The sequence below is a fragment of the Flavivirga rizhaonensis genome (assembly GCF_004791695.1).
GTDB lineage: Bacteria > Bacteroidota > Bacteroidia > Flavobacteriales > Flavobacteriaceae > Flavivirga > Flavivirga rizhaonensis.
This window is the reverse complement of the sequence record NZ_SRSO01000029.1, coordinates 28,461-46,542: the sequence shown is the minus strand read 5'-3', so window position 1 is coordinate 46,542 and position 18,082 is coordinate 28,461. Positions and strand designations below refer to the sequence as shown.

General features: G+C 32.3%; 9 protein-coding genes. 7 read left to right on the top strand and 2 right to left on the bottom strand.

What is annotated here, in order from left to right:
• Nucleotides 1–14: 14 nt before the first annotated feature.
• From uvrA to EM932_RS17260, 7 genes are all read left to right on the top strand, one after another.
• Complete coding sequence (uvrA, locus tag EM932_RS17290) at nt 15–2,846, top strand: excinuclease ABC subunit UvrA (RefSeq protein ID WP_135878462.1); 2,832 nt, start codon at nt 15–17, stop codon at nt 2,844–2,846.
• 119 nt (nt 2,847–2,965) lie between these two features.
• Nucleotides 2,966–3,655 (top strand): LOG family protein, encoded by a 690-nt coding sequence (locus EM932_RS17285; RefSeq protein ID WP_135878461.1) that lies wholly within the window; start codon nt 2,966–2,968, stop codon nt 3,653–3,655.
• A gap of 201 nt (nt 3,656–3,856) precedes the next feature.
• Nucleotides 3,857–6,610, top strand: coding sequence for a gluzincin family metallopeptidase (locus EM932_RS17280; protein WP_246041127.1), 2,754 nt, complete (start codon nt 3,857–3,859; stop codon nt 6,608–6,610).
• 163 nt (nt 6,611–6,773) lie between these two features.
• Nucleotides 6,774–9,185, top strand: coding sequence for an alpha-ketoacid dehydrogenase subunit alpha/beta (locus EM932_RS17275; RefSeq protein ID WP_135878459.1), 2,412 nt, complete (start codon nt 6,774–6,776; stop codon nt 9,183–9,185).
• A gap of 88 nt (nt 9,186–9,273) precedes the next feature.
• Complete coding sequence (locus tag EM932_RS17270) at nt 9,274–10,878, top strand: class I SAM-dependent methyltransferase (RefSeq protein WP_135878458.1); 1,605 nt, start codon at nt 9,274–9,276, stop codon at nt 10,876–10,878.
• A 2-nt stretch (nt 10,879–10,880) separates the two neighbouring features.
• Nucleotides 10,881–11,351, top strand: coding sequence for a hypothetical protein (locus EM932_RS17265; protein ID WP_135878457.1), 471 nt, complete (start codon nt 10,881–10,883; stop codon nt 11,349–11,351).
• A gap of 798 nt (nt 11,352–12,149) precedes the next feature.
• Nucleotides 12,150–14,426, top strand: coding sequence for a T9SS type A sorting domain-containing protein (locus EM932_RS17260; protein WP_135878456.1), 2,277 nt, complete (start codon nt 12,150–12,152; stop codon nt 14,424–14,426).
• 196 nt (nt 14,427–14,622) lie between these two features.
• Here EM932_RS17260 and EM932_RS17255 read toward each other — a convergent pair whose 3' ends face one another.
• Together EM932_RS17255 and EM932_RS17250 are read right to left on the bottom strand one after the other, a co-directional pair.
• Entirely contained in the window at nt 14,623–16,278 is a 1,656-nt protein-coding gene (locus tag EM932_RS17255; RefSeq protein ID WP_170179835.1) for an energy transducer TonB, read from the bottom strand.
• Nucleotides 16,279–16,727: 449 nt separating this feature from the next.
• Nucleotides 16,728–17,939, bottom strand: coding sequence for a TlpA disulfide reductase family protein (locus EM932_RS17250; protein ID WP_135878455.1), 1,212 nt, complete (start codon nt 17,937–17,939; stop codon nt 16,728–16,730).
• Nucleotides 17,940–18,082 lie beyond the last annotated feature (143 nt).

Genomic DNA, 18,082 nt, shown 5'->3' with positions numbered 1-18,082 from the left:
GTTTTGTGATTTTTATGAGCCAATTTGACGATTTTATTGAAGTAAAAGGTGCCCGCGCACATAACCTTAAAAATATAGATGTATCTATCCCTAGAGAAAAACTGGTAGTCATAACAGGACTATCAGGAAGTGGTAAATCATCTTTAGCCTTTGATACTATTTATGCTGAGGGACAACGACGATACATTGAAACATTTTCAGCTTATGCAAGGCAGTTTTTGGGTGGTTTAGAAAGGCCAGACGTTGACAAAATTGATGGACTCTCCCCTGTCATTGCCATAGAACAAAAAACAACGAGCAAATCACCACGTTCCACAGTAGGCACCATTACCGAGATTTATGACTTTATGCGTTTATTGTTTGCGAGAGCTAGCGATGCTTATAGTTACAACACAGGAGATAAAATGGTAAGCTATAGTGATGAGCAAATTAAAGAACTCATTATTAGTGATTTTAGTGGAAAACGTATTAATATATTAGCTCCTGTGGTTCGTTCGCGTAAAGGGCATTATCGTGAATTATTCGAACAAATAGCAAAGCAAGGTTTTGTAAAAGTAAGAACAGACGGTGAGATCAAAGACATTACGAAAGGAATGAAACTAGATCGTTACAAAACTCATGATATTGAAATCGTTATTGATAGGTTAGTAATAGATACCTCTGCAGATAACGACAAACGTCTTACTGAAACTATTAATACAGCCATGTATCATGGTGAAGACGTACTCTTGGTTATTGACCAGGATACTAACGAAACGCGTTATTTTAGTAGAAATTTAATGTGTCCTTCTTCTGGAATTTCGTATCCAAATCCAGAACCAAATAATTTTTCATTCAATTCACCAAAGGGTGCTTGCTCAAATTGTAATGGTATTGGAGAATTATATCAAGTAAACGAAAATAAAATTATCCCGGATGATAGTTTGTCAATCAAAGCAGGTGCATTAGCGCCCCATGGCCCCGAAAAGAAAAGTTGGATATTCAAACAGTTTGAAACCATTGCACAACGTTTCAATTTTAAATTAACCGATGCCTATAAGGACATTCCCAAGGAAGCCAAACAAATGATTTTATACGGAGGAAATGAAAAGTTTTCTGTAGAAAGCAAATCACTTGGAGTTACCCGAGATTATAAAATAGATTTTGAAGGCGTTGCTAATTTCATCGAAAATCAATACAAAACAGCCGAATCTACTTCATTAAAACGCTGGGCAAAAGATTATATGGATAAAATTAAATGTCCAGAATGTCATGGTACCAGACTAAAAAAAGAATCACTTTATTTCAAACTAAATAATAAAAATATTGCAGAACTTGCCAATACAGATGTTGTAGAATTAGCAACTTGGTTTGGCAGCTTACAAGAGCATTTATCCACCAAACAGCTAAAGATTGCGGAAGAAATTTTAAAAGAAATAAAATCAAGATTACAATTTTTACTGGATGTTGGCTTAGATTACCTATCATTAAATAGAAGCTCTAAATCATTATCTGGGGGAGAAGCACAGCGTATTCGTTTAGCAACTCAAATAGGTTCTCAATTAGTAGGTGTACTATATATACTGGATGAACCTAGCATTGGCCTACATCAACGAGATAATGAAAAATTAATTAATTCTTTAGTATCACTTCGAGATATTGGAAACTCGGTTATAGTTGTAGAACACGACAAAGACATGATTGAACGCGCCGATTATGTTATTGATATAGGGCCAAAAGCAGGAAAACATGGTGGTGAAATAATTAGTATTGGTAATCCAGATGAATTAAAAACACATAATACTTTAACTGCCGATTATTTAAACGGCAAAAAAGAAATTGAAGTTCCTAAAAAACGTAGAAAAGGCAATGGTAAACTTCTAGAACTTAAAGGCTGTACAGGAAACAATTTAAAAAATGTGTCTGTAAAATTTCCTTTAGGAAAAATGATAGGAGTTACTGGTGTTTCAGGTAGTGGAAAATCAACATTAATTAATGAGACCCTATACCCTATTCTAAATGCACATTATTTTAATGGCGTAAAAAAACCCATGCCCTACAAAAGCATTAAAGGCTTAGAACATATCGATAAGGTAATTGATATTAATCAATCTCCTATTGGGAGAACTCCACGTAGTAATCCTGCTACATACACAGGTACTTTTAGCGAAATTAGAGCACTATATGCCAAAATCCCAGAAGCCATGATTCGTGGCTATAAAGCAGGTCGTTTCAGCTTTAATGTAAAAGGCGGGCGTTGCGAAACCTGTCAAGGTGGCGGATTACGAGTTATTGAAATGAATTTTCTACCAGATGTATATGTTGAGTGTGAAACCTGCCAGGGCAAACGTTTTAATAGAGAAACATTAGAGATTCGTTATAAAGGAAAATCGATTAGTGATGTTTTAAACATGACTATTAATGAAGCCGTTGAATTTTTTGCGCACATTCCTAAAATCTATAATAAATTAAAAACTATTAAGGATGTTGGCTTAGGCTATATTACTCTAGGACAACAAAGTACCACATTATCGGGAGGAGAAGCACAACGTATTAAATTGGCGACAGAATTAAGTAAACGCGATACAGGAAATACATTTTATATCCTTGATGAACCTACCACAGGGCTGCATTTTGAAGATATTCGAGTGCTCATGATTGTACTTAACAAACTTGCAAACAAAGGAAATACAGTTCTTATCATTGAACACAATTTAGATGTCATAAAAACCGTTGACCACATTATTGATATTGGTTATGAAGGTGGGCAAGGTGGCGGACAAATTATTGTTGAAGGCTCGCCAGAAGAGGTTATTAAGCATAAAAAAAGCCACACTGCTAAATTCCTTAAAAAAGAATTGAATTAGTAAATAGTATTAATAAAGGCATTCATTAAATCAATTAGAAAATAATTAAATTTGGAAAAGTTGATATTTATGCAAAACTCAAATATGCTAAAAACAGATAAAAACATAAACTAATATACATGAGAAAAGAACAACATCATAAAGGGTGGAATGAAATAAAAACAAACGATTCTTGGGCTATTTTTAAAATAATGGGTGAGTTTGTTAATGGTTTTGAAAAGATGAGCAAAATAGGTCCCTGTGTGTCTATTTTTGGGTCAGCCAGAACAAAACCAGAAAACAAATACTATAAATTAGCAGAAAATGTAGCAAAAAAGATTGTAGAGGCAGGATATGGTGTTATTACTGGAGGTGGCCCTGGAATTATGGAAGCAGGAAATAAAGGAGCCCACTTAGGTGGTGGTACTTCAGTAGGCTTAAATATTGATTTACCTTTCGAGCAACATGACAATCCATATATAGATTCCGATAAAAGCTTAGATTTCGATTACTTCTTTGTTCGTAAAGTTATGTTTGTAAAATACTCACAAGGTTTTGTTGTTATGCCAGGTGGTTTTGGTACATTAGACGAATTATTTGAAGCCATAACACTCATACAAACACATAAAATTGGGAAGTTTCCTATTATTCTTGTAGGTAAAGATTTTTGGGAAGGCTTATTTGATTGGGTAAAAAAAACTTTACTAGATTCCTTCTCAACCATAAGTGCAAAAGACTTAGATTTGATTCATATGGTAGACACCGAAGATGAAGTCATAAACATTCTTGATGCATTCTATAAAGAATCTGGTTTAAGCCCTAATTTCTAAATAGTATAACTTTTTTACGACTAAGTGTTTACACATTGTAAATATTGATAAATTTTAAAACCACGATATTTTGCTATACTGTAATGCCTTGCTTGAATTATTAACCGTTAAATGTTATATAATAAATTGAAATTACATCTCTCTAATTACTTCATTATTGTACTAATAAGCTTTACAAGCTTTAGTCAAAATAAGATTGACGTGAAAGCGGTATTTGATATTGAAAACAAACAAATCAAAATATCGCAAACCATTCAATATCAAAACACGACGCAAGACGAGTTACAAACTATATATTTAAATGATTGGAGCAATAGTTATTCAACAAAAAAAACACCATTAGCGATACGAATTGCCGATGAATATAAAAATGTTTTTCATTTAGCAAAAAACGAAGATAGAGGATTCTCTGCTATTACGTCTATTAAACAAAATAATCAAGACTTAGTATTTCAGCAGCTAAAAGATCAGATAGATGTTATTAAAGTCGAATTAAAAGATCCTTTAAAACCAAATGAATCATACAACATTAAGCTTGAATATATTGTTCAAATTCCAAATGCAAAATTCACAAGTTACGGGATAACAGATTCCGGTAATTTAAATTTAAGATATTGGTACATCACACCAGCCGTTTATGATGGCGAATGGCAATATTACAGCAATAAAAACTTAGATGATTTATTCATACCCAAATCGGATATTACTCTGGAAATTGAACATCCTAACAATTATATTTTAACTTCAGAATTAGATTTAATTAACAAAGAACAATTAACTGACAAACAAATAGTTAAACTTGAAGGAAAGAACAGAAATAGCAACAAGTTATTTTTGAGTAAAGGCTCTGATTTCAAAACTATACAATCTGACCATTTTGCGATAGTTTCTAATATAAGTGATGAAGGACTACCTGTATTGGATAGAGTTTTAATTACAGAAAAAGTAACAAATTTTATTCTAAAAAACTTTGGAGAATATCCACATAAGAGACTCTTGCTAACAGAAATTGACAATGTAAAAGATCCAGTTTACGGTATTAATTTTTTACCAAAACTCATAAAAACATACCCTAGCAATTTTAAATACGAACTTAAATTATTAAAAATTGCATTACATAATTATTTAGAAAATACATTATTTGTAAATCCCAGAAAAGAGCAGTGGCTATTAGATGGTATTCAGATTTATTATTTAATGAACTATGTACAGGAACATCATCCAGACATGAAATTTCTTGGAAATTTAGCGAAAATCTGGGGTGTCAGGTCTTTTCATATTGCAGACATGAAGTTTAACGACAAATATACACTAGCTGCCATGTCTGCGGCAAGAACAAACAGAGACCAACCACTTACCATGCAAAAGGACTCTTTACTTAAGTTTAATACTAATATTGCTAATAAATACAAAGCTGGTATAGGACTTAAGTATTTAGACGACTTTATAAACGAACAGGTATTAGAAAACAGTATCACATCATTTATATTAGATAATAAATTAAAACAAACCTCCACTAAAGACTTTGAAACTTATTTAAAATCTAAAACCAACAAAAACATTGATTGGTTTTTCAAAGATTACTTAACTACGCGAAAACAAATAGATTTCAAAATAAAACAAGTATCTAAAACAGAAGACTCTATTACTCTTACTATTAAGAATAAACGAGATAATAGCATGCCTATATCTTTGTATACTTTAAATAATGACAGTATTATCTCTAAAACATGGATAGAAAATATTACTAAAAGCAAAACGCTCACTATCCCTAGAAACAAAGCAAATAAGCTTGTTTTAAATTACGAAAAAATAGTTCCTGAAATCAATCCAAGAGACAACTGGAAATCATTAAAAGGCTTCTTTTTTAACAACAAACCTTTACAATTTAGACTTTTCAAGGATATTGAAGACCCTTACTATAATCAAATATTCTTCATGCCTACTGCTGAGTTTAATAATATTTATGATGGCTTCACTTTAGGAATGAGAGCCTATAATACTACGGTTTTAAGAAAACTTTTTAAATACAAAATAGAACCATCATATGCTTTTAAATCCAGATCTTTAACAGGTTCTGCTTCTCTTCAAAGAGTACATTATTTCAACAATGATCTATTTGCCATTAATTATGGTATTGTTGGAAGTTATACATCCTATGCAGAAGACTTATTTGTTAGGCAAATAAAACCTTCTGTAACACTATTCTTTAGAAGAAATGATGACTTGCGTTCAAATAAAAGACAAACATTGAAGTTTCGATATTTAGATATTAAAAGAGATGAAGATGTCAATAATATTACGACCGATTTCAGGCCAAACTATAAACTTTTTAATATTCGCTACCGAAATTCAGATGATAATTTAATAAATTTCAATAAGTGGCATGTCGATTTTCAAGTTGGAGAAAAATTCAGCAAAATGTCCTTTAATTATGAATACAGAAAACTGTTTCAAAGCAATAGACAATTAAACTTACGTGTATTTACTGGTGTTTTTCTAAAAAACAAAACGGACATAACTTCAGATTTTTTCAGTTTTGCTTTAGACAGACCAACAGATTACTTGTTTGACCTGCCTTATTTAGGTCGTTCTGAAGCTACTGGAATATTTAGTCAACAATATTTAGATGTTGAAGGAGGCTTTAAATCTAAACTAGAAATACCGTTTGCTAACCAATGGATTAGTACGCTTAATGCAAGTACGACACTATGGAAATACATATTGGCATATGGAGACATCGGATTTCTTAAAAACAAGTTTGATGACCCTCATTTTGTATATGACTCTGGCGTGAGAGTTAATCTAGTTACAGATTATTTCGAAATTTACTTTCCTATATATTCTAACCTTGGTTGGGAAATCGGACAACCAAATTATGATGAAAAAATAAGATTTAAATTTACTGTTGACCCACAAATACTTTTAGGTTTATTTAGAAGAAGATGGTACTAATATTTTATTGAATATTCATTTTTAAACGCTTTTTATTAAATAATCATTATTTTTAAACGCTTTTTTTGACTATTTTTAATAATGCATCAACAATTTAGACGTCTAAAAAATTGGAAAAACGACAAAGTTTTGCTACTTTTGCACGAGCAAAAAGCACAGCTAAATGCAAACTATTCCAAATTTGAAGAACGACATATCATTCGATGATTTTAAAGCAGAAGTAATAAATGACTATAAAATTGCTATTAAAAGTCGTGAATGTAGTTTACTAGGCAGACGAGAGGTATTAACAGGTAAAGCCAAATTTGGAATTTTTGGAGATGGTAAGGAAGTTCCACAATTAGCCATGGCTAAAGCCTTTTTAAAAGGAGATTGGAGGTCTGGTTATTATAGAGATCAAACATTCATGATGGCAATTGGCGAATTAACAATTGAACAGTTTTTCGCTGGTTTATATGCAAATACAGATTTAGAATTAGAACCTATGTCTGCTGGTCGTCAAATGGGAGGTCATTTTGTAACACATAGTTTAAATGAAGATGGCAGCTGGAAAGACCTTACCAAGCAATATAATTCAAGTGCAGACATCTCACCTACCGCAGGACAAATGCCACGTTTGCTAGGTTTGGCACAAGCATCAAAAATCTTTAGAAATGTCGATAACCTTAACAAGAACAACTTTTCTGTAGATGGTAATGAAGTTGCTTGGGGTACTATAGGAAATGCAAGTACCAGTGAAGGTTTGTTTTTTGAAACTATAAATGCTGCAGGCGTTTTACAAGTACCTATGGTTATTAGCGTTTGGGATGACGAATACGGTATTTCTGTACATGCTAAACACCAAACAACTAAAGAAAATATATCGGAAATCTTAAAAGGATTTCAACGAGATAATAAACATAAAGGCTACGAAATACTACGTGTTAAAGGTTGGGATTATGCCAATCTTATAGAAACGTATCAAGAAGCTTCTAATATAGCCAGAACAGAACATGTACCTGTACTTATTCATGTGTTAGAATTAACACAACCACAAGGTCATTCAACTTCTGGATCACATGAAAGATATAAATCTTCAGAGCGTTTACAATGGGAATCCCAGCACGATTGTAATCTAAAAATGCGTGAATGGATCATAGAAAGTGGTATTGCCACAAATGAGACACTTACGGAAATTGAAAGAACTATTAAAAGGGATGTTCGAGAGGCTAAAAAAAAAGCTTGGAATACTTTTTTAAAGCCTATTGTAAAAGAGAAGCAAGAATTAATTTCTATATTAACACAAGTCGCTTCATCTAGCCCTAACAAGGCTTTCATTTCTAAAATTAAAGATGACTTAAATCTTATTGACGAACCTACCAGAAAAGACATTCTTTCTAGTGCCAGGAAAGTTTTAAGATATGTTATAAATGAAACATCCAAAGAAAAGCAACAACTTGGCGATTGGGTTAACAACATCTTTGAAAAGATACAACCTGACTTTAGTTCACATTTATATTCTGAAACTGATAGATCAAACATCCTTATTAAAGAGGTAAAACCAATTTATGATAACGATGCGACCCTAGTAGATGCTCGTATCATTTTACGTGATAACTTCGATTCCATTTTAAACAATCATACAGAAGTGCTTGTTTTTGGAGAGGACACAGGTAACATTGGTGACGTAAATCAAGGTCTAGAAGGCTTACAAGAAAAATACGGTGAATTACGAGTAGCAGATACAGGTATAAGGGAAGCTACCATTATAGGGCAAGGTATTGGTATGTCATTACGTGGTTTAAGACCTATTGCTGAAATTCAATATCTCGATTATATTTTATATGCCCTGCAAATAATCAGTGATGATTTAGCAACTCTACACTATAGAACAAAAGGCAAACAAAAAGCACCTCTAATAATAAGAACCAGAGGACACAGACTTGAAGGTATTTGGCATTCAGGCTCTCAAATGGGAGGTATTCTTAATTTAGTTAGAGGCGTACATGTTTTGGTACCAAGAAATATGACCAAAGCTGCTGGTTTTTATAATACACTTTTACAAGGAGACGATCCTGCCATAGTTATTGAGTGCCTAAATGGCTACAGGTTAAAAGAAAAAATGCCAAACAACTTAAGTGCTATTAAAACGCCTATAGGTGTTGTTGAAACTGTTAAAGAAGGTACAGACATTACATTGGTATCTTACGGGTCTACGTTACGCATCGTTGAGCAAACCGCAAAAGACCTTTTAGCCATTGGTATTGATGCAGAAGTTATAGATGTACAGTCATTACTACCTTTCGATCTAAATCATGACATTGTAAAAAGTATTGCCAAGACAAATCGTGTTATGATAATAGATGAAGATGTTCCAGGAGGAGCTTCGGCCTATATTTTAAACGAAATATTAAATACTCAAAATGGGTATCAGTATCTTGACAGTCAACCAAAAACACTAACAGCAAAAGCGCACAGACCAGCTTATGGAAATGATGGAGACTATTTTTCAAAACCTTCAGCAGAAGACATATTTGAAGCTGTTTACGACGTTATGCACGAATTAAATCCTGCAGATTTTCCTAAATTACGATAAAACAAAAAACAAAATATTTTTTAAAAACCTTTCCTAACCAAATTGGAAAGGTTTTTCTTTTTATATTTATATACGAAACACCTATTGCATGTTAACAAAGCTAGATAAAGAACAATTTCGAGGAACCATTTTTAGGCATCTAGACGGTATTGCAACAGCAACAACCGCCCACTCACTCAACCAAGCAGGTGTACTAGAATATTTGTTAAGTAATGAAAAATCTAGCATTGAAAACCTATCTAAAATGTTTAATGCAAACGAAGGCTATCTAAATGTAGGCCTACGCGTATTATCCTCTCAAGGTTGGCTAAATATGTACATTAACAATACTGATAATACGGTACATTATGAAACAAATCCCAAAAGCGAAAAAGCCTTTAAGTTAGTATCGATATATGCAGATGCAGTAAATTTACTAAACTACTCCGTTAAATTTCCAAAACAAGGTATAGGACCAGATGCATTTAACGCTTTGGATAAAGTATTTATAAAATATGAACAAAATTTTGGTCTTTCTACAGTTAAAAAAAACACTATTGAATATCAAATATTAAAACATATAGAAGGCGTTATAGCAGCCCCTATAATTGTTTTACTAGGTCTTAATGGGTTTTTCCATAAATACTTTATGGAAGCCTCTTTTAGAGCTGAAGAATTTCATAAAGAGCCCGAAAGTTTTAAAAAAATACTAGATTTCTTTTCACTCTTAGGATGGTTCTCTAAAAAAAAAGCCACCTATCAATTTACTGATAAAGGCTTATTTTTTGCAAAACGCGCCAGCGCATATGGCGTAACTATTTCATATTTACCGACATTTATGAAATTAGATGACCTCATTTTTGGAAACCCTTTAGTCTTGAAAACGGAATCTCCCGATGAAAAAGAAAAGCATGTAGATAGAGAAATGAATGTTTGGGGAAGTGGTGGTGCACATGCCACTTACTTTAAAATAATAGACGGTATTATTATCGAATTATTCAATAAACCTATTGAAGATCAGCCAAAAGGAATTTTGGATATGGGCTGCGGAAACGGTGCTTTTATCCAACATGTCTTCGATGTTATTGAATTTAAAACATTAAGAGGTAAAATGCTTGATGAGCACCCATTATTCCTCGTTGGTGCAGATTTTAATCAAGCAGCTTTAAAAGTAACAAGAGCTAATTTAATCAAAGCAGACATCTGGGCAAAAGTCATTTGGGGCAACATTGGCAGACCAGACATTTTGGCTAAAGATTTAAAAGAAGACTACAATATTAATTTAAAGGATTTATTAAATGTTAGAACGTTTTTAGATCACAATCGTATCTGGGAAACACCAAAACAGATTATAAAATCCGTAAGTGATTCAACGGGAGCCTATAGCTACCAAGGGGAACGAATAAGCAATAATTTAGTTGAAAGCTCTTTATTAGAGCATTTACAAAAATGGAAACCCTATGTAGAGCGGTTCGGTTTGCTAATTATAGAATTGCATACCATAGATCCCGAATTAACAGCTAATAATTTGGGTAAAACAGCAGCCACAGCATATGATGCAACACACGGTTATAGCGATCAATTCATCTTAGAAGTTGATGTTTTTAATAAAATTGCTACCAAGGCTGGATTGCATCCCGATCCAAATTATTTCACAACATTCCCCAATAACGAATTAGCTACAGTAAGTGTTAACTTATTAAAAGGTCATTAAAAATGAAGGCTGTTACATTAAGAGAAATCAAACAAGAATTAAATACACTCTCAACACAAGAAATCCAGGAACTTTGCCTTCGTTTATCAAGGTTTAAAAAAGAAAACAAGGAACTATTAACCTATTTACTCTTTGAGTCTCATAACGAATCCGGTTATATTGAAAGTGTAAAAAGCTATATAGATGAGGAGTTTAAATTAATTAATAGAGATAGCTATTTTTACATTAGAAAAAGTGTTCGGAAAATTTTAAGAAACATCAAAAAATACATTCGTTATTCACAAAATAAAGAAACAGAAGTAGAACTCCTACTCTATTTTTGTCAGAAATTAAAAGACTTTTCTCCTAGTATTAATAGAAGTGTACAATTACAGAATATGTATAGCAGACAATTACTACTCTCAAAAAAAATCATTTCAAAATTGCATGAAGATCTACAGTACGATTATAATGTCATGCTGGAAGACTTGTAAATTTTATTATTACTATTTAAAGTTTCCATTTATGACTCCTTCAACCAGATCTAAACAATATAATTTCAAAAATGAAAACGTAATCTTATTCTACTCAATTTTCATGATATTATAATCAAAAACAAATAGTCCTTTCTTGTTTATAATTTTATTTTGAAATTTCATCTTACAAACATTTAAAACTATTCTCACATATTATTTGATATGATTTTATAAGTATTTGATACTCATTTATAAGTTTACGAATAGCGTATAATCTAAATTTGTTAACACAATATTCATGATTTATTAATTTTTGATTTCGTACGTTAAAAAATTTTGATCCTATAATGTTTAAAATCATGAAGTTTTCTGGATTTACCAGAGCAATTATCAATGTAGAAAATGAAGTTTTAACCGCTTCAAAAGTATTATAAAGTAATTATAATGACTACCTGATAAAGCAAACAAAGTTGGTCGATAAAACTAATAAATATAGACCACTTAGATTAGACAAAAATTACTCTTAGATTAGACAAAAATTACTCCACAATGTAATAGTTCCAAAAATTGAGCTCATTGAAAAATAGCTTAGGAACATAGGTTCAAAGAAAACATGTTTGTTTTCCTAAACATTCAATATCATGAACCTATCTATTACTCCAAATAAAAAAAGCCGATAACAAGGCATATATAGTAACTAAAACTAGGTTGTTTTAGAACGTTTGATGTTTTTAATATACAACATCAAACGCTTATCACTCCCTATACTTTTTTACTATGTATTAAACTATTAATTAATCATTTAAATCTACAAAAATGAATTTAAAAAAACTTTTCCCCATTTTATTACTTCTATTTTTTTCATCATCAATCTTTAGTCAAACACTACTCCCTCAACAGAACAATTTAGTTTTAGGAGGCAGAAAGATGATTATAGTTAGGGGCGTAGATACTGCTACACATACCTGGCAAGATACCGATCAACACCTTCAAAACCTTAAAACCGAATTCGATAGTTATCTTCGCAAGGTTTCCTTTGAAAAAACATGGATCGAGACTTATGATATCACACCTGTATATAATTTTACTGTCGACCCTAACAATAATGGATATACCGCATTATCGGATGCGTTGTCTGTTATAGCGACAAATGACGGTTACAATCTAGGTGATTATAATATTGTTATGTACTTGCATTCGTCAAGTATAGACTTTGGCGGTGGCGGAGCATTAGGTACTGGTAATGGTCTTAATGGAACCATTTGGGCCAATAATGCCTTAAGTTGGTATTATGCCGGTAATATCCATGAAGGGTTCCATGCCTTGGGTGTTGGGCATGCTGAAACTATTGAAGGGGGTGCCGATGTATTTCCTGGCAAGGTTACTGGAGGCCATGATCCTTACCATTTTATGGGAAGTCAGGGAGATGCTGGTTTAAATACAGACATACCAAATTACATGCAATATCTTTTAGGATGGATTACGCCTCAAAGTGTTGAACTTGTAACCAGCCAAACTCTAAACACACATACTTTAAAACTATATAAATCTTCACTTGTTAGTAATTATAACAATCAACGTTTATATAGTGCGCAATTAGACGATAATTTGTGGATTAGTTACGAGCCTGATAATTCAAATACACGCATCACTAAAAAAGGGCTTCTTTTTCACTATATACCAGGCCCCAAATCTGGAGTTTGTAGACTTTTAGACACGCGCCCTCAATCTATCACAGAGTTACCTCCAGGCATTGGGACTAATTATTTACCAGTTATTGATTTTTGGGATGCAGCACTCATTGAAAACGAAACATTCAATTGGGGTAATACTGAAATAAAAATAATCAATACCGGAGGTACAGAAGATGATAAATGGGTAGAAATTCAATTCCAAAACTGCATCATTACTTCTGGAGACTCAGATAACGATGGAGTATGCGATGCCATAGATAAATGTCCTGGAGGTGATGATTCAGTAGACACCGATAATGATTCTATCCCTGACTTTTGCGATGCATGCCCACTTGACCCTTTTAACGATTCTAATGGAAATAATATTTGCGACAATGAGGAATGCCTTGTCGAACTAAGTCAAGATGATTTTGATTATGACCCTACCAAACCTTTAAATGAGGCAAACGGAGGCATAGGTTATTCAGGGGCTTGGGAACTCACTCCTCTTAATGGAACTATAGAAATAACTCAAGGATCTTTAGAATTTCCTAACATAAAAAGTCAAGGAAATAAACTAAGGTTAGCACTTCAAGAAGAATCAAGTTCAAAAGCTTGCACTAGGTCTCTTTCTAAAGAGATTACAACCGGAAACACATTATGGTTAAGTGTTTTAATTAGAATAGAAAAACTAGCTGACGGAGGTTTCTGGATAAAACCAAATAGTCTCCAGTCCATAGCCATAGGAAAAAGATGGGGTAATCAATTGAGTATTGATAATAATTATACAACTAAAACAGTGACAGAAGGTGAGGTCGTTAGGTTAGTTGCGAAATTCATTTTAGCACCAACCGAAACACGTGCCTATTTATGGGTAAATAAGCTCAATAACTTTGAAGAAGATCAGGCAGATGCTACAAAAACTGCAGGACCTATAGAACGTATAGATCATATTAGTGTTTCCATGGAAAGATGGGGAAGCGGTATAGCAGAATTAGATGAATTAAAAATGGGGTGTGATGGGTTACCAATCATCGGTGATGTAGATAATGACGGGTTCTTTTCTGACGTAGACTGTAATGATGAAGATCCTTCAATCAACCCAGATGCTACCGAGATACCAAATAACGGTATTGATGAAAACTGTGATGGGCAAGACACGACCTTATCAATTGATAAAGCAGACAAATTAAAAGTGCAAGTGATTCCAAACCCTGCTCGATTAGATATTCAAGTTAAAACTGATAAAAACCTAAATTACAGAGTAGAATTGTTCAACATACTAGGACAACTCAAATTATCAGCCGATAAAAAGGAGTCAATAGATATTCAACACCTTCCAAATGGTATCTATTTTCTAAAAATTTTAGATTTGGAATCAAACAAATCCACAGTTAAAAAAATAGCGATCTCAAAATAATTATTTATTTTCAAAAAGATGTCAGATAGTAATAGCCCCGTAAAGGGGCTATTTTTTTGTATAAAAGTCCTTCTTAATCAATAATATTGTTAAAAACTTTTGCTGTAGAAACAGATAACTGAATCATATCAACTAGATATGACTATTGCCAAAAGGATATTATTAGAAATAACCAATAAAACCTATAGGTCAGGTCTTATAAGCTTTTAAAAGTAATAGGAATTCCATAAGAGACTGTAACTGGTTGGCCATCTTTTTCAGCAGGCTTCATTTTAGGTAATAGCTTAATAATACGTACAGCTTCTTCTTCTAAACTTTTATCTGGCCCTCTTGATCGGATATTAGCAATATCTCCGTTATAATTTATATTGAACAAAACGAATACACGCCCCTCTATATTATTTTCTTGTGCCGTTTTTGGATAACGAAAATTTTCAACTATATGGGATCGCATTTCCTTTTGAAAACATTCTTTAGATTCTTCTTTTGCAACCCGATCGCATCCTGGAAGTGTAGGTGCTTTTTCAATAAGGTTAAAGGGTATGACAATATCTTTATTTATTATGACTTTCTTTTTGGCTATTTTATTCTCAATTTCTGCTTTTTTAGCATCGGCAATAAGTGTTTTTGAACGGTTACCCTCAGAAAACATATTCAAAAATTCTTTATTAGCATACCAATTTTCCATAGCTGTGTTATTAGAATTATCTTTTGACAATACATATCCTACACAATCTTTGAAATGCACATCTGTAATTTTAATTTTTTCTAAGTTTTCTTGATCTATCAGAATTTTATCTTCTAATACAATTGCCGGCTTAAAACCAGAAATCATACTTTTATTTATGCTAACTAAAGTATTATGTCCCACATAAACACCTTCTTTTATCAAACCTGCCTGAATATCAAATTCTAAATCTTTACTATTATTAATAAATTTTAAATTTTCAGCAACTAAAGATGTGCCCTTTTTAGAAAAATCAATATTTTCTTTCTTGTCATAAGACCTTAAATCTAAACATCTTGCGCCTCTACTATTGGATGTGTAAGGAAATCTAATAGCCAATGAATTATCTAACTGAGTTTTAGTACCAAAATTAAGGCTAAAATCATTTCCGCTAGATTTATAAGAAACCATATTCTTTAAATTGACCTCTCCTCCCCAAATTTTAAAAGAGTCTCCGGCAGAATAACTTACCATCACATTTTCTATAATAGTTTCATGACCTACACCTGCCAATAATAAACCGCTAAAACCACCACCAGCTCTATATTCTTTTTTACCCGCATATTCAATTCTTACAAATCTTAAAATACCTGAATTCTTTATTACATTTTCACCTCCATAATTTGTATTTTTGTAAAATTTAGGCTCTAATTTTGAATAAAAAGAAGAAACAGAAGCTCTTCCAAATTTATTTGAAGGTGCATCACCTAATAAAATTATACCGCCCCAATCTCCAGCTTTTTTAACACTGCTATTTGATGTAAAAACGATAGGATCTGTTGCTAAACCATCTGCAATTATGTTTGCTCCTTTGGCTATAGTTAAAGATGCTTTTGTTTCATAATCACCAATTATTACTGTGCCAGGTTCTATAGTAAGCGTAACACCTTCTTTTACAAAAACATGCCCTAATAATAAGTACGTTTCTCTTTTATAAAGTTTAATATCTTCAGTAATTTCTCCTGATAATATCTCCGAAGGTTCATTATTATCGGTCAAATTTGGTTTAAACTCTGTCCAATGTTTTAACCATTCATTCTTTGTTATTATTTCCTCTTCCTGCTGAGCATTTGTATTGTAAATTAGCAAAAAAAAGATCCAGAATATTGTGAAAAATTTTTTCATGTTAAATAATCGTTAATAATAGCACCTGCCAAACTTACAATTTTAATCGATTAAAAGCAAATTTTATCGATTAAAAGCATTATTGATGTGTGTTTTTTGAAACCAAATACATTCAAGATTGCCTAATATATCTATAATACTGGTTACATTTTGATCCGCTTTGTGAAGTCTGTAGCTTTGTAGAAGTTAGGAGCCTATTCTTATAGAAACAATGACGGTAATAGAAAATGCCATGAAAACACTACTAGATAAAACTGCCAAGGTTATGAGATTGAGCATAGAAAAAGTAAGGCAATTATCCACATCTGTCAATGCGGTCAAGGATCACAAATTAAGAGAACTTCTTAGCTTCTTAACTTTTAAATAATTTTTTACGCTGAAAAAACTCTAAACTTTTCATATAAACTTAAATATAACTACAGCCGAGACATGTATTAAGCCCCTTTAAATTATTCACTAAGCAATCCATTAACAAACACCTCAAACAACTCTTTAAACGCCACATACCTATCTTCAGTTGCTGGTCCGTTAAAACCAGTATGAATTTTTCTAACACACCCTTTTTTGTCAATAAAAATAGTAGTAGGATACGATAATACATGATTAAGCATAGGTAATTTCTCTTGCGCTTTTACTTTACTTGAAGAACCGTACTGCGCTAGTAAAACAGGATATGTAATGCCGGTCTTATTCTTTAAACGCCTAATATTGTTAAAAGCAGATTCCTCAGTTTTTGCATACTCAAAAGCCAAAGCTATTATTTCAATATCTTTATCCTTATTGTTTTTATAAAATTCTGAATAAAATTTGCTTTCATCCAAGCAATTTGGACACCAGGTTCCCATAATTTGTACTAAAACGACCTTATCTTTAAAACGTGCATCTTTTAAAGAAACCATGGTTTTGTTTTCATCAGGAAAAGAAAATTCGACTTTATCATAGCCTTCTTTTAAAAAGGTTAGACTGTTAGCATCTGGCAATTCATAAGTATCGTTACGTTTGGCTGTAAAAGGTTCCTGAAAATGATTTCCAGAATAAAACGTACCGACCATAGAACTATCCGTAACTGAGGCAGTGAATAGAAACGCATGCGCGCCATCAAAAGTAGATAGTTTTAATTGTTTACCATTTAACACACCTTCCAGATAACGGTAATCACCTGTAGTTGTTCTGAAAGTTCCTGTAACAACATCCTCTTTCTGGCTAAAAATGCCTTTCGCTATATAAGTATCTTCTTCAGAATCTGGACTAAAAACAGTTTCCCAATGACCAGAAACGTCGTGTTTAGGTTTTTCAGAAGTATTAAAACGTGTTGTATTTTTTTCTGCTGAGAATCCCATGACTCTATTTAAACCAGCCTTAACAAAACTACCAGTTAGTTTATCATTTTCAATCTTTGCAACCAAATACCCTTCAAAAACAGCCATTTTAATATACACAGAATCATTTTTATAAGTGATATCATCAACCTCTATAATCTCTTCAGCATTAAAAATATTTAATTTATTTTTAGAAACCACTTCAAAATTAAATGGTAAGCCCTCAGTCTCATTTACCTTTAATGAGGCTCTGTATATTCCTGTAGTTAACTTATTTATTTCATTATTCTGTTTACAGGCAAAGACAAAAAGAATTAATAGTCCTACGATAATATATCTCATAAAAGTTTATTTCAATTACATTATTCGAAATAACAACATTATACTAACAAATAAAAAGATAATAATTATACTTTTTAAGTCCACAAATTACAAGCAATGTTTGAATGCTAGCTTCAATATTTTATCTTTGCACTCTTAAAATA